Consider the following 14,451-nt stretch of genomic DNA (forward strand, 5'->3'; position numbering starts at 1 on the left):
GTCTATTCTCTATCTTTAGCGCTGGCCGAGCGGGATGTAGTCGCGCTCGGTCGGGCCGGTGTAAAGCTGGCGCGGGCGGCCGATCACCTGGCCAGGATCGGAAATCATCTCGTTCCACTGTGCCACCCAGCCGACAGTACGGGCCAGAGCGAAAAGCGCGGTGAACATGGTGGTCGGGAAACCGATCGCCGAGAGGATGATACCCGAATAGAAGTCGACATTTGGGAACAGCTTCTTTTCGATGAAATATTCGTCGCTTAGCGCCAGTTCTTCAAGCCGCAACGCAGTTTCGAACAGCGGGTCCTTGACCTTCAGCGCATCGAACACTTCGCGCACGGTCTTCTGCATCACCGTCGCACGCGGGTCATAGTTCTTGTAGACGCGGTGGCCGAAGCCCATCAGGCGGAACGGATCGTTCTTGTCTTTCGCCCGCTCGATGTAATGCGGGATGCGATCAGGCGTGCCGATCTCGCGCAGCATGTTGAGCGCGGCCTCGTTAGCGCCGCCATGTGCTGGTCCCCACAGGCAGGCGATGCCAGCGGCAATGCAGGCAAAAGGATTGGCACCCGACGAACCGGCCAGGCGGACAGTCGACGTCGAGGCGTTCTGTTCGTGGTCGGCATGGAGGATGAAGATCCGGTCCATCGCGCGTTCGACTTCCGGAATGACCTCATAGGGTTCGGCGGGAACGCCAAAGGTCATCTTCAGGAAATTGCCGGTATAGCTCAGCGAGTTATCCGGATACATGAAGGGCTGGCCGATTGAATATTTGAAGGCCATCGCAGCGATCGTCGGCATCTTGGCGATCAGGCGGTGGCTGGCGATCTTGCGCTGCAGCGGATCGGCAATGTCGGTGCTGTCATGATAGAATGCTGACAGTGCCCCGACCACGCCGCACATCACCGCCATCGGGTGCGCGTCGCGGCGGAAGCCCCGGTAGAACTGCAGCAGCTGCTCATGCAGCATGGTGTGGCGGCTGATGGTGTAGGTGAAGTCGTCGAACTCGTCGGCAGTGGGGAGCTCACCGTTGAGGAGCAGGTAGGCGACTTCCATGAAGCTGGAGTGTTCGGCCAGCTGGCCGATCGGATAGCCGCGATGCAGCAGCACACCTTCATCGCCATCGATATAGGTCAGCGCGCTTTCGCAGCTGGCGGTCGACTTGTAGCCCGGATCGAAGGTGAAAGCCCCGGTCTGGCCGTATAGCTTGCGTATATCGACCACATCCGGCCCCACGCTTCCTTCAAGGACGGGGAATTCGTAGGTCTGGCCACCCAGTTCGAGCTTCGCGTGTTTGTCCGCCAACATTCGTCTCCTTCTATTCCGCTCGCGATCAGCCTGCCGCAACAGCCTGCGCGTCGATCCGTGCCAACGCTTCTTCCCGTCCCAACAGGACCAGAACATCGAAAATACCGGGCGAGGTTGTCGTCCCGGTAAGCGCTGCGCGCATCGGCTGCGCGAGCTTGCCAAGGCCCAGTTCGAGTTCCTCGGCGAGTGCTTTCGTACTGGCTTCGAGCGCTTCGATTGTCCAGTCATTTTCCGCGCGCAAACGCTGTGACAACAGGCCAAGCAGCTGGCGCGATTCGGTGTCGAGCAAGGCCTCCGCCTTTTCGGTCATTGCCAGTGGCCGCTGCTGGAACAGGAAGGCAGCCCCTTCGGCCAGTTCCAGCAGGTTTTTCGCCCGTACTTTCAACACCGGCATGGCTCGGGTCAGCAACTCATGATCGACCTCGCCCGCGATCATCGGTGCGCACAGCTGCGCCAGGCGCGCGTCGTCGGCTTCGCGGATGTAGTGACCGTTGAGGTTTTCGAGCTTCTTGATGTCGAAGCGCGATGCGCTCTTGCCCACGCCGTCGAGGTCAAATGCTTCGATTGCTTCTTCGCGTGTGAATTCTTCGCGGTCTCCATGGCCCCAGCCAAGCCGCAGAAGATAATTGAACAGTGCCTCGGGCAGGATGCCCATCTCGTCACGATAGTTTTCGACGCCCAGGGCGCCATGGCGCTTCGAAAGCTTGGCACCGTCCTGTCCGTGGATCAGCGGGATATGGGCATAGATCGGGTCGCTCCAGCCGCCTTCGATCTGGTCCATGGCGCGGTAGATCGGCAATTGCCGGAACGCGTTGTTCAGGTGGTCGTCACCGCGGATCACGTGGGTCACGCCCATGTCATGGTCATCGACCACGGCTGCGAGCATATAGGTAGGCGTGCCGTCGGCGCGCAGGATGATGTAATCGTCCAGTTCGGCATTCCGAACCGTTACCTCTCCCTGGACGCGATCATGGATAGTCGTTTCGCCTTCTTCGGGCGTCTTCAGGCGCACCACGAAGGGTGTGCCCGCCGGGGCCTCTGACGGGTCGCGATGGCGCCAGCGCCCGTCATAGCGGATTGGCTCCTTGGCGGCGCGCTGCGCGGCGCGCATTTCTTCCAGTTCCTCCTGTGTGGCGTAGCACTTGTAGGCAAAGCCATGCTCGAGCAGTTTTTCCGCCACTTCCACGTGCCGTGAACCCCGTTCCGACTGGAAGACAGGTGTTTCATCATAGTCGAGGCCTAGCCAATCGAGACCGTCCAGGATGGCATCGATCGCTTCCTGCGTGGAACGCTTGCGGTCCGTATCTTCGATCCGCAACAGCGCCTTGCCGCCATGGTGGCGCGAAAAGAGCCAGTTGAACAATGCCGTGCGCGCCCCGCCGATATGCAGGAATCCGGTGGGGGAAGGTGCAAAGCGGGTGACAACCGTGCCGGTGCTTGCGCCGCTTTCGCTTGCCATAAGTCCTTGTTTCCTTTCCAATGCGCCGATGGCGACACCTCTCACGCCAGCGGTGCCCTTTGGGGATGGTGCCAACAGCGCCAATGCTGCAGTGCAGCGCCATTGGCGCATGGCACCGCGCTTGTCCAGCGTGGTGGATGCGGCCGAACAATTCCTCGATAATTCCCGCTTTGACCGGGCGCCATGGCTGACGGTCGCCTTTGCGCTGGGGATCGCTTGCTGGTTCGTGCTCGATAACCCGTGGCAATGGACGGCGGTTATGGGCGCGAGCCTGCTCATGGCCCTTTCAGGACTTGCACTCTGGCGTGATCGGCCGGATGGGCCAGGCAGGGTCGCGGTAAAGACGGCGCTGGTTTCGCTCGGGTTGGTATTTGCGGCCGGAGTTGCAGTGATCTGGGCCCGTTCGGAAGTGGTTGGGGCCACGCCATACGACTATCCGCGAGTGGAACTGCTTGAAGCCTATGTGCTGGAACGTGAGGATCGCCCGGCCGAACAGCGGATCCGGCTGACACTGGCGATCCGCGACGCCGAAACCGCGCAAGCCCGCAAGGTGCGGGTAAATGTCCCGGTTGATCAGGCATCCTCCGCCATGACCGAGGGGGCCGTGCTGCGCCTGCGGGCACGGCTGATGCCGCCTGCGCCGCCGATGCTGCCGGGCAGTTATGACTTCTCACGCGCGGCCTGGTTCAAGGGCTTGGCGGCAACCGGCAGCACGATCGGACAGGTAGAGGTAGTCAGGCCGGCTGCAGAAGAGTCCGGACTAGCCGGCGTGCAGCGCATGTTGGCCGCGCATGTCAGGGGGCAGCTTGAAGGTGCGCCGGGGACGATCGCGGCAGCTTTTGCCAGCGGCGATCGCGGCGCGATTTCTGCGGCAGACGAAGATGCGATGCGCGATGCCGGGTTGACCCACTTGCTTTCGATTAGCGGGCTGCATGTCAGCGCGGTGATTGCCGCGGCGTACCTCTTGGCGCTGAAGTTGCTGGCGTTGTGGCCATGGCTCGCATTGCGGGTGCGACTGCCAATCGTCGCGGCGGGGGCGGGAGCGCTGGCCGGGATCGGCTATACCTTGCTGACGGGTGCGGAAGTGCCCACAGTGCGCAGTTGCATTGCTGCGCTGCTAGTTTTGACGGCGCTTGCGCTGGGGCGCGATGCCCTTTCCTTGCGGATGGTGGCAACAGCCGCGTTTGCGGTTTTGCTGATGTGGCCAGAGTCGCTCATCGGCCCGAGCTTCCAGATGAGTTTTGCGGCGGTTCTGGCGATTGTTGCGCTCCACAATGCGGAATGGGTCAAGGCATTCCTTGCACCGCGCGAAGAGAGCTGGCTGGCCCGAACCTTCCGCCGCGGGGCGATGCTGCTGATTACCGGCCTTGTGATCGAGATAGCGCTGATGCCGATCGTGCTGTTCCATTTCCATCGCGCCGGGGTTTACGGCGCCTTTGCCAATGTCGTTGCCATACCGCTGGTGACCTTCGTTTCGATGCCGCTCATTGCGCTTGCGCTGGTGCTGGATCTGGCCGGGCTTGGAGCGCCCGCGTGGTGGCTGGTGGGGCAGTCGCTCGACCTGTTGCTTGGCATTGCGCACTGGACCGCGGGGCAGCCCGGCGCAGTCAAGCTGATGCCCCAGATGACCGGGCTCACCTTTGCGCTGTTCGTCGCAGGCGGTCTGTGGCTGGCGTTGTGGCAGGGCAGGCGCCGCCTGTTCGGGCTCGTGCCTGCCAGCATTGCCACGGCGATGCTGCTGGCAACGCCGATTCCGGACCTTCTTGTTTCCAGCGATGGCCGCCATGTCGGCATTGCTTTGCCGGCCAGCGATACCCAGCCTGAGCGGCTGCTGAGCCTGCGCGACACACGTTCCGACTATGCCCGGGACAATCTGCTGGAGCTTGCCGGGATCAAGGCCGATCCTGTGCCGCTGGATGAATGGCCGGGTGCACAATGCAGCGCGGATTTCTGTGCGATCACGCTGGAGCGCGGCGGACGCGAATGGCACTTGCTGCTGGCCCGCAACCGCCTGCAAATCGAGGAACGGGCATTGGCCGCAGCCTGCGAGCGTGCCGATATCGTGGTGGCCGATCGCTGGCTGCCCCGATCATGCAAACCGCGCTGGCTCAAGGCCGACCGGCGCTTCCTCGAACAATCGGGTGGCCTGGCCATTAGCCTTTCGCGTCAGCAGATCGACAAGGTCGCCGATCACCAGGGTGACCATGGCTGGTGGCGCGCCGGTGCCGAGGAGTTTGGGGACAGGGCCCGGCGCGCAAATCGGACTCAGTGATAGCGGCGCAGAAGCCCTGCCAGTTTACCCTGCACAACTACCTCGTGCGGGGCGTAGATCTGCGGTTCATAGGCGCCATTGGCCGGATCGAGGCGGATCATGCCGTTCTCACGGCGCAAATACTTAAGCGTCGCTTCCTCATTGCGGACCAGCGCCACGACGATTTCACCGTCGCGAGCGGTGTCGGTCCGGCGCACAAGCGCATAATCGCCGTCGAAAATCCCGGCCTCGACCATCGAGATCGCCGGAAACCTCAAGCGCGTAGTGCTCGCCCGGGCCGAGCAGCGCAGCAGGCACCGGCATGCTCGACTGGCCTTCCAGCGCCTCGATCGGCGCACCGGCAGCGATCCGGCCATGCAGCGGAATCTCGATCACGTCATTGGCAGGTTCGCGCACCGGCGGGGCAGAACGCGCCGCTACCACCGCGTCATTGGCTGGCGCAGCATGCCGCGAGGCAGGCACCGCATCCTCGGGCATCTTGATCACTTCGAGCGCGCGAGCCCGATTGGCGAGGCGGCGGATAAAGCCACGTTCTTCCAGTGCCGAGATCAGCCGGTGCACGCCCGACTTGCTCTTGAGGTCGAGCGCTTCCTTCATTTCCTCGAACGAAGGCGAAATGCCCGTTTCCTCAAGCCGTTGCTGGATGAAACGGATAAGTTCGTGCTGCTTGGCAGTCAGCATGGCGAAAACCTCCCTTGGCCGCCTGTTCCACGCTCAACCGATATGGTGAACGAATGCGGAACAATTAGGCAACCCGATTCGCCAAGTCAAGCAATTCCGCCATTTTCGAGAAGGTAGACCGGAACAGATGTTCCCGCTTCGATCCCGTCTGCACCGGCCGGGCGGTCAATCAGGCAATTGGCTGCGGCCAAGGCAGCCAGCGCCGATGAGTCCTGCGAATCGGCGAGTTTGACGCCCTCTCCTTCCCACACGGCACGCAGGAACTCCCGCCGGGTCCCAACCGGCGGCAGGTCGCATCCCGCCGCCAAGGTCGCCTTACGGGGCAGGGGGATACCGCTTCCCATCGCTGCGCGAACCAGCGGCAACACGAAGAGGAAGGCCGTGACGAAGCTCGAGACCGGATTGCCCGGCAGGCCGAAGATCACTTGCGATCCGCGCCTTGCCACCATGATCGGCTTGCCCGGCTTCATCGCCACCTTCCAGAAATCGAGCTGTGCCCCCCACGCGTCCAGCGCGGGGCGAATCAAATCATGGTCCCCGACCGACGCCCCGCCGGTAGTGACAAGGATGTCTGCAGCCTCTGCTTTCGCCAGCGCCGCGGCCAGCGCGTCGCGATCATCAGGCACCGGTCCGATTCGCTGGACCACGCAACCGAGCCCGCCGAGCATGGCTGCGATCATCGCCCCGTTGCTTGCCGGGATCTGGTGATCGCCGCACGCGCGGGGATCCGCGGAAAGCTCGTCTCCGCTATCAAGCACCGCCACCGTGGGAGCCTTGCGGACCGGAAGCTGTGAATGGCCCGCGCTGATTGCCAGCGCGATCTGCGCCGGCCCTATCCGCGTACCGGCGGGCAGGACCACATCGCCCTCGCAAAAGTCGAATCCGCGCTTGCGCACATGGCGACCTCTTGCTGGATTCTCTTGGGTGTGGACAAGGTCGGGCAGGACCAGTTCGGCATCCTCCTGAATCAGCACCCGATCGGCCCATTTGGGCATGTGCGCGCCGGTCGAGATGCGCACGCACTGGCCCCACATCAGATTTCCGTCGAACGGCGCGCCCGCGCGGCTTTCGCCGACGATCCGCCAGCTGCCGACGCCGCACAGCGCATAGCCGTCCATCGCGGAAAGATCGGCCGGGGGCTGGGTGCGCAGGGCAACGAGGTCCTCCGCCAGATAGCGCCCCACCGCTTCTGCGGCGGCAACCTGTTCGATCGGCATTTGCGGTGCCAGCGCCAACATACGCGCCTGTGCCTCTTCGAGGGTAAGCATCGCCCCCATCTTCAGTCGGCGATCCAGTGACCCGATTTGCCGCCCAGCTTTTCGAGCAGGCGGACTTCACCGATCACCATGCCCTTGTCGAGTGCCTTGGCCATGTCATAGATTGTGAGAAGTGCAATGGAAGCTGCTGTCATTGCTTCCATTTCCACCCCTGTCTTGCCCGTCAGCGAAGCCGTGGCACTGACCCGGACCCCATCCGGCTCAAACGCGAAATCGACATCAACGGCATCCAGGCTAAGCGGGTGGCATAGCGGAATGAGGTCGCCGGTTTTCTTTGCCGCCATGATCGCCGCAATCCGTGCCGCACCAAGCACGTCGCCCTTGGGCGCGTTACCCGCCTTGATCGCCTCAAGCGCTGCTCCGCTCATGCGGATAATCCCGCCTGCGCGCGCCATGCGCGCTGTCGCCGGCTTGGCGCCGATATCCACCATCCGCGCGGTGCCGCTTTCATCGAGATGGGTCAGGCGCTTGCTCATATATTTTTCAATACCTTGCTTCGATCAGGCGAGGGCGATGGAACACATGGAACACGGCCCAATGCTCAAAAAACTGGCCGCTTGCGATGGCGCAGGCAAGTAGCGGTTTGGGGAGGGTGGAACGACCGACATGCCCGCGATTATGCCGCAAGACCGGCGCGTAGGACAGCCTAGCCTTGCAGCAGGGTGCGGGTTGCCGCCTCGACATCGTCCTGCCGCATCAGGCTTTCCCCGACGAGAAAAGTGCGCACCCCGGCTTCGGATAGGCGAAGGCAGTCGGCATGGTGGTTGATGCCACTCTCGCCGACCAGCAGCGTGCCGACGGGAGCCAGCGGAGCGAGCCGCTCGGTGGTGGCAAGGTCGGTAACAAAGGTCTTCAAGTTGCGATTGTTGACCCCGATCAGCCGCGATTTCAACGCATGAGCGCGTTCGATCTCGGCTTCGTCATGCACCTCGACCAGCACGTCCATCCCGCGTTCGATCGCGGCAGCCTCGATCTCCGCCATCTGCGGATCGTCGAGCGCGGCAACGATGATCAGGATCGCGTCAGCCCCGATCGCGCGCGCTTCAGCGACCTGCCAGGGATCGACCATGAAATCCTTGCGCAGGACAGGCAACTCGCAGGCCGCGCGTGCGTCGACCAGGAAATCCTCATGCCCCTGGAAATAGGGCGCGTCGGTCAGCACGGAAAGGCACGCCGCGCCGCCCGCCTGATAGGCGCGGGCGTGGTCAGCCGGGTGGAAATCCTCACGGATCAGGCCCTTGGAAGGCGAGGCCTTCTTGATTTCGGCGATCAGGGCAAAGCCGCTTGCGGCGCGCTTTCGCAGCGCTGCCTCGAACTCGCGCGGGGCGGATTGCCCCGCGGCATCATGGTCGAGCGCGGTGACGGAACGCTCCGCCCGACGCTGAGCCACTTCCACGCGCTTGTTCGCGCAGATTTCTTCAAGCTTGTTCATCAGCGTGCGAGTTCGATCCAGCGCGCGAGCAATCGTGCCGCCTTGCCGCTGTCAAGCGCTTCGGCGGCCATTTCGGTGCCCGTGCCCCAGTCATCGGTCTTGCCCGCTACTATCAGGGTCGCTGCCGCGTTGAACAGTACCGCATCGCGATAGGGGCCGGGAAAGCCTTCCAGCAGTGCTGTCAGAGCGCGGGCGTTATGCGCCGGGTCGCCGCCACGGATTGCTTCGACCGGGGCGTGTGGCAGCCCCGCCTGCTCGGCCGAGATGCGCCGCATTTCGAATTCACTGCCAGTTACATCGGCCAGTTCGTTGCCGCCTGCCAGGCTCAGCTCGTCGAGCCCTTCGTCGCCCGAAACGATGTAGGTCCGCTCCGTGCCAAGCCGCGCCTTGGCATCGGCATAGATCGGCACATAGGCCGGGCGGGCGATCCCGATCAGCTGGCGCCTGACCCCGGCGGGGTTGGAGAGCGGGCCCATCAGGTTGAAGATCGTGCGTTTGCCCAGGCGTTGGCGGATGGGCTGGATACGGCCCATCGCCGGATGGTGGTTCTTGGCGAACAGGAAGCAGATACCGATTTCGGCCAGCGTCTTTTCTGCCGTGCGCCCGGCGGCATCCATGTCGAGGCCGAGGGCTTCGAGAGTGTCTGCTGCTCCTGACTTGGACGAAGCAGCCCGGTTGCCATGCTTCGCCACGGGTACGCCGCAGGCCGCCACGACCAGGCTGACCGCAGTCGATACGTTGAGCGTGTGGTGCCCGTCTCCCCCGGTGCCGCAGCAGTCGACCGTGCCTTCGGGCGCATCGATCGGGATCAGGCGGGCACGCAGGGCTCGCGCAGCGCCGGCGATTTCCTCGGCAGTCTCGCTGCGCTCTGTCATCGCCAGCAGGAAGCGCGCGATTTCCTCGTCGCTCGCGTCACCATCAAGAATCCAGCCGAACACTTCTTCGGCTTCGGTTTCGCTCATGTGCGGCACGGCGAGTGGCAAGTGCTTCATGCCGTTTCCTTCGCTTCGATCCCGCACAGTTTCAGGAAATTGGCCAGCAGCGCATGGCCGTGCTCGGTTGCGATGCTTTCCGGGTGGAACTGAACGCCGTGGATCGGCAGCTCGCGGTGGCGGAAGCCCATGGTGAAGCCATCGTCCGATGTGGCGTTGACCACCAGCTCTGCCGGCGCATCCTCCACCACCAGGCTGTGATAGCGGGTGGCGGTGAAGGGCGAGGGCAAGCCCGCGAATACGCCCGATCCGTCATGACTGACCGGCGAGGTCTTGCCATGCATAAGCCCGCCGCGCCGAACGGTGCCGCCGAAATGCTGGCCAATTGACTGGTGCCCCAGGCATACGCCCAGCAACGGCTTGCCCGCGTCCGCACAGGCGGCGACCAGGTCCAGGCTGATCCCCGCCTCGTTCGGTGTGCAGGGGCCGGGCGAGATCAGGAAACCGGCGGCATTGGTCTGGATCGCTTCGCTGGCCGAAAGCGCGTCATTGCGCTCGACCCGCACCTCCGCGCCCAGTTCCATCAGATAATGGACCAGGTTGAAGGTGAAGCTGTCGTAATTATCGATGACCAGGATCATGGGGATGCCGTCGCCCGTTTCGTCACGACAATCAAGGGTCCGATTGACGCGCCATTGTCGAGCCGCTCGATCACCGGGTCCCACAGCGCCGACACGCCGCCATCAAGATAGAGCGCATTGGGCGTCTTGAGCTCATCGCGGAAATAGCGCGCCAGCTGGCCGAAACTGATCGGCGCTTCGGAAATGACGAAGTGCGCCTTGCCCTCTGCATCTACCCCTACGCCGTTGCGGATAGCGCGAGAAGGCCCGTCATCCTGGAATTCCGGATGCAGCTTACCGTCAATCACCAGCATCGGTCCGGATTGCGTGCCGAACTGCGGCCGAGCGCCGACATTGGCGAAGAAGCTGTCTGCGGTGCGGATTTCCCATTTGCCGCCGGTGCCGAAGAACACGCCGTTGGGCTTGAGGTAGAAATTGCCTTGTCCGTCGCTGCGATCCAGCTCTTTCAGGCGCTCGCCCTGCTCGACGTAATAGCCGATCGGCTTGCCTTCCCCGTCGAACATGCCGGCATTGGTGGCGAATGCGACGACCCGGGCCTGCTCACCCAGTGCCGCGCCATAGGTCTTGAGCGAGCGATAGAGCGTGCCCTCCGGGTCAGCCAGCACTGTGGCGATCGCATGCTTGGCCGGATCGGCGACGCAATGGGTAAGTGGCACGCCTTCGAAGGTGGCGACTTCGCAGGCCGATGCCTGCCGCCGCAATTGCACCCGCTCTTCGGACTTCGAGCCGATTTCCGTACGCGTCACGGGCTCGCCGCCCTGGATTTCGCACCCGGCCAGCACCAGAAGCGCGGCGGTTATGGCGAGTGCGTGCTTCATTGCCCGAACTCGGCTTCGCCAGCGACCCGCGCCGCTTCGCGCGCAGCCGCAATCAGCGCGCCGGCCTTGGCCTTGCATTCGGCGAGCTCGTAATCCGGATCGCTGTCAGCCACGATGCCCGCGCCAGCTTGCACATGCATGGTGCCATCCTTGACGACTGCGGTGCGCAGGACGATGCAGCTATCGACGGAGCCATCGGGCGCAAAATACCCTACACCTCCGGCATAGGCGCCGCGCGCCTCCGGCTCGAGCTCGGCAATGATCTGGCACGCGCGGATCTTGGGCGCGCCGCTGACAGTTCCGGCCGGAAAACCGGCGAACAAGGCATCGATCGCATCATGCGCGGGATCAAGTCGCCCCACCACATTGCTGACGATGTGCATGACGTGGCTGTAGCGTTCGATGGTGAAGCTATCCGTTACGGTAACCGTGCCGCGCGCGGCCACCCGCCCGACATCGTTGCGCCCGAGATCAAGCAGCATCAGGTGCTCGGCCCGTTCCTTGGGGTCGGCGAGCAGGCTCGCCTCGTTGGCGACATCCTCTGTTGGAGAGCCGCCACGCGGGCGGGTCCCGGCGATCGGGCGAATGGTCACTTCGCCGTCGCGCACCCGCACGAGGATTTCCGGGCTGGAGCCGACCACGGCGAACCCGGGCAGGTCGAGGAAATAGAGGAACGGCGAGGGGTTGACGCGGCGCAGCGCACGGTAAAGCTCGATCGGCGGCAGCGGGAAGGGGCAGGTGAACCGCTGCGCCAGCACCACCTGGAAGATATCTCCGGCGGTGATGTAGTCCTTGGCGCGCAGGACCATGGCCTTGTAGTCGTCGGCCGGCATAACCGGCTCAAGCGCCATTTCGGGCAGGTCCGCCGCGCGAACCCTGGCCCCAGTGGAGCTGCCAAGCCGCCGCAATGCCTCGTCGATCCGTTCGCCCGCGCGCTCGATCGCTGTATCTGCGTCGCCAGCCTGCCAGATCGGAGCCACAACGAACAGAGCATCCGTTAGCCGGTCGAACACCAGGATCAGGGTCGGCCGCACAAACAGCATGTCAGGCAAACCAAGCGCACTTTCCGGGGCACGGGGGAGGTGCTCCACCAGCCCCACGGTCTCGAACCCGAAATAGCCAACCAGGCAGGCAAGCGCAGGGGGCAATTCGTCAGGCACGTCAATCCGGCACGAATCCGCCAGCGCCCGCAAAGCGGCCAGGCTGCCTTGCTGGCATGGCGCGAAAGCGCCGCGATCGTGCTGCCACGCGGAGTTGATTTCCGCAGCATCGCCGCTGGCGCGAAAGACCAGGTCCGGATCGAGGCCGAGCAGGCTGTAGCGCCCGCGAACTTCCCCGCCTTCGACCGATTCCAGCAGGAAATCGCCGCGCTCTGGCTCGATCAGCTTGGCCGCCGCCCCAACCGGAGTTTCGGCATCGGCAATGACCTTGCGCCACACAAGCGCCGGTTTGCCCGCGGCAAGCATGCTGCGGGCGGTGGCGGCATTGGCTGGCGCATGGGTTGCTGCAACCTGCGGCAAGAAGCCCGGCTCCCTTAGTTTTCGCCGGTCAGCTGGCGCCGCACGGCATCCACTGCGGCCTGGTTGGTCTCGACCCCCAGCTCGTTGCGCATGGCTTTGGTCAGCTGGTCCGCCAGTTCGTCGGCGATCGGACCGCGAAGCTGCTGGCGTGCGGCAATGATCAGCGGATCGTTTGCTGCCACCTGCGGCGTCACGATGTCATCGAGGTCCACCACGAACCAGCCGATGTTGTCCGGCGCTTCCAGCCGCTTGGTCGTGCCCTCCGCCATGCTGAACATCAACGCCAGCGGCGGGGCGATCTGCTGGCCGCGCGAAAGCAGGTCTTCGCGGCTCATATCGAGCCGGTCTGGCGCAGGGAGCGACTTGCCTTCCTGCTGCATCGCGGCACCCAGCGCGGCGCCCTTGCGCACGCGATCCATGACGCGATCCGCCGCGGCGCGTGCCAGCTTTGCGCCTTCCGTCAGACGCCAGTCGAGCACGACCTGCTGACGGATTTCGCTGAGCGGGGCAGCAGCCGAAGGTTCGATATCGGACACTTCGAAGATCATGAAAGTCGAGCCTCGCACGACTTCCGCAACCTGCGGTTCGCCTTCGTCCATCTGGAACGCGGTGTTGACCGCGCCCGCCAGCAAGGGCGGAACCAGGGCATTCCCCTGGCCATAGATGCGCCCGTCAGCGGTGATCGCCGGGGAGGTCAGCACGGTAATGCCAAGCTCATCGGCAACCTGAGACAATGCCGCCCCCTGATCGATTTCTTCCTCGATCCGGGCGCCGAGGTCAGCCGAAGCGGCGGCCCGCTTTTCCGTGGTGAGCGTTGCGCGGATTTCCGGCGTTACCTGTGCCAGCGTCCGTTCGGCGACGCGGTTGATGCGATCGACCCGCATCACGTGCCAGCCCAGCGAGCTGCGGGCCGGTTCTGCAATGCTGCCCTGAGTCGCCGCAAAGGCAGCCTTGGCCACCGCTTCACCCGCTGTGCCTGCCAATGCGGCACGGTCAACCGGGCCAATCGACGTGGTGCTGAAGCCCGCTTCGCGGGCAACCGTGGCCAGCGCCGCACCGCCGGCAACGCGCTGGCGAATGGCATTGGCGGCTTCCTGCGTCGGGACGATCAGCTGGGTGAAGCTGCGATCCTCGCGCGCCGCATATTGCGCGCGGTCGCGCTGGTAACGTGCAGCGATTTCCGCATCGGTCGAGTTCGCTTCATCGCCAACGCTGTCAGTGCCGAACGTTGCATAGCGGATCACACGACGTTCGGGGCGGATGTAATTGTCGCGATTCGCTTTGTAGAAATCGGCAAGCTGCTTTTCGCTCGGCTCGCCTTGCGGTGCGAAGGCCGCTGCCGGGACAAAGCCGATCGCCCCCACGCGCCGCTCGCGCAGCAGCGAGGCATAGCGCTGCGCCATCTTCTGCGGCATCTGCGCCCCGCTGACGCCTGGCGTGATGATCTGGCTCGCCAGGAGGCTGTCGGCAAAGTCATCGCGCACCATTTTCTCGGTCAAACCCTGTTGGCGCAGTGCAGCCTGGAAAGCGTCATTGCTGAAGTTTCCGTCTGGTCCGCGAAATGCCGGAATTTGCAGGATCTCGCTGTTGATCAGGTTTTCCCCAGCGCGCAGTCCATATTCGCGGGCATAGGTGCCCACCGCATAACGGTCGATCAACTGCCTCAGCACCTCGTCAAGCCCGCCCTGAGCGATGAATGAGGGCATGGTGATCGTCGGCTGCTCGCGGCGGACCTGGTCGACTGCGCTGCTCACTGCGCGGGCGAATTCGGCATTGCCGATCTTTTCATCGCCTACCACCGCTACCCGGTCACCGCCGGAGACGCCGCCGAATGTCGCCTGGTTCGCCACGTCGCTGCTGGCGAAGGCCAGCGCAATCAATCCAAGGAAGCCCAGCGTAATGCCGAGGCCAAGCTTTGAGCTGAAAAATCTGCGAAAGGAATTGATCATGTGGTCCGGAATCCAGAACTGGGCGCGTCGCAATGATACGGGCGCAGGAATGTTTGACGGCGCTTTATCGGGCCAGATGCCCGCCCGCAACAGCCGAGACGGGTTCTTGTTGCAACAGTTGAGAAACGATTTTGACTGGATCGGCAAGGTCCGCTAGCGGGGCCC

Annotated in this window: 12 protein-coding genes and 1 pseudogene; 2 read left to right on the plus strand and 11 right to left on the minus strand. The window is 63.8% G+C overall.

Features of this window, described 5'->3' with window-relative positions; translation table 11 throughout:
• Nucleotides 1–15: 15 nt before the first annotated feature.
• Nucleotides 16–1,302 (minus strand): citrate synthase, encoded by a 1,287-nt coding sequence (locus tag G6N82_RS00690; RefSeq protein ID WP_165197817.1) that lies wholly within the window; start codon nucleotides 1,300–1,302, stop codon nucleotides 16–18.
• A 28-nt stretch (nucleotides 1,303–1,330) separates the two neighbouring features.
• Entirely contained in the window at nucleotides 1,331–2,764 is a 1,434-nt protein-coding gene (gene gltX / locus G6N82_RS00695; RefSeq protein ID WP_165192781.1) for a glutamate--tRNA ligase, read from the minus strand.
• Nucleotides 2,765–2,792: 28 nt separating this feature from the next.
• Between gltX and G6N82_RS00700 the strand changes: the two genes are divergently transcribed.
• Nucleotides 2,793–5,036 (plus strand): ComEC/Rec2 family competence protein, encoded by a 2,244-nt coding sequence (locus G6N82_RS00700; protein ID WP_165192783.1) that lies wholly within the window; start codon nucleotides 2,793–2,795, stop codon nucleotides 5,034–5,036.
• Here the strand turns inward: G6N82_RS00700 and lexA are convergent.
• The 9 genes and pseudogenes from lexA to G6N82_RS00745 form a co-directional block, all read right to left on the minus strand.
• Nucleotides 5,030–5,717, minus strand: a pseudogene (gene lexA / locus G6N82_RS00705) (transcriptional repressor LexA). The gene G6N82_RS00700 and the pseudogene lexA overlap by 7 nt on opposite strands.
• 86 nt (nucleotides 5,718–5,803) lie before the next feature.
• Entirely contained in the window at nucleotides 5,804–6,994 is a 1,191-nt protein-coding gene (gene glp, locus G6N82_RS00710) for a gephyrin-like molybdotransferase Glp (RefSeq protein WP_206520245.1), read from the minus strand.
• Between the two features lie 2 nt (nucleotides 6,995–6,996).
• The gene (gene moaC / locus G6N82_RS00715; protein ID WP_165192785.1) at nucleotides 6,997–7,470 is read right to left on the minus strand and encodes a cyclic pyranopterin monophosphate synthase MoaC; all 474 of its coding nucleotides are present in this window, start codon (nucleotides 7,468–7,470) and stop codon (nucleotides 6,997–6,999) included.
• A gap of 170 nt (nucleotides 7,471–7,640) precedes the next feature.
• The gene (gene trpC, locus G6N82_RS00720) at nucleotides 7,641–8,429 is read right to left on the minus strand and encodes an indole-3-glycerol phosphate synthase TrpC (protein WP_165197821.1); all 789 of its coding nucleotides are present in this window, start codon (nucleotides 8,427–8,429) and stop codon (nucleotides 7,641–7,643) included.
• Nucleotides 8,426–9,418: an anthranilate phosphoribosyltransferase gene (gene trpD, locus G6N82_RS00725; RefSeq protein ID WP_165192787.1), complete on the minus strand. Its 993-nt coding sequence runs from the start codon at nucleotides 9,416–9,418 to the stop codon at nucleotides 8,426–8,428. Before trpD ends, trpC begins: the two co-directional genes overlap by 4 nt.
• The gene (locus G6N82_RS00730; RefSeq protein WP_165192789.1) at nucleotides 9,415–9,999 is read right to left on the minus strand and encodes an aminodeoxychorismate/anthranilate synthase component II; all 585 of its coding nucleotides are present in this window, start codon (nucleotides 9,997–9,999) and stop codon (nucleotides 9,415–9,417) included. Before G6N82_RS00730 ends, trpD begins: the two co-directional genes overlap by 4 nt.
• Entirely contained in the window at nucleotides 9,996–10,817 is an 822-nt protein-coding gene (locus G6N82_RS00735; protein ID WP_165192791.1) for a phosphodiester glycosidase family protein, read from the minus strand. The genes G6N82_RS00730 and G6N82_RS00735 overlap by 4 nt, the downstream gene beginning before the upstream one ends.
• Complete coding sequence (gene trpE / locus G6N82_RS00740; RefSeq protein WP_165197823.1) at nucleotides 10,814–12,283, minus strand: anthranilate synthase component I; 1,470 nt, start codon at nucleotides 12,281–12,283, stop codon at nucleotides 10,814–10,816. Before trpE ends, G6N82_RS00735 begins: the two co-directional genes overlap by 4 nt.
• A 68-nt stretch (nucleotides 12,284–12,351) precedes the next feature.
• A complete protein-coding gene (locus G6N82_RS00745; protein WP_165192793.1) occupies nucleotides 12,352–14,286 on the minus strand; it encodes a peptidylprolyl isomerase in 1,935 nt (644 codons plus the stop codon).
• Between G6N82_RS00745 and G6N82_RS00750 the strand changes: the two genes are divergently transcribed.
• The gene (locus G6N82_RS00750; RefSeq protein WP_165192795.1) at nucleotides 14,285–14,443 is read left to right on the plus strand and encodes a hypothetical protein; all 159 of its coding nucleotides are present in this window, start codon (nucleotides 14,285–14,287) and stop codon (nucleotides 14,441–14,443) included. The genes G6N82_RS00745 and G6N82_RS00750 overlap by 2 nt on opposite strands.
• Nucleotides 14,444–14,451: the final 8 nt, after the last annotated feature.

The organism is Altererythrobacter sp. BO-6 (genome assembly GCF_011047315.1).
In the GTDB taxonomy this organism is placed as follows: Bacteria; Pseudomonadota; Alphaproteobacteria; order Sphingomonadales; family Sphingomonadaceae; genus Erythrobacter.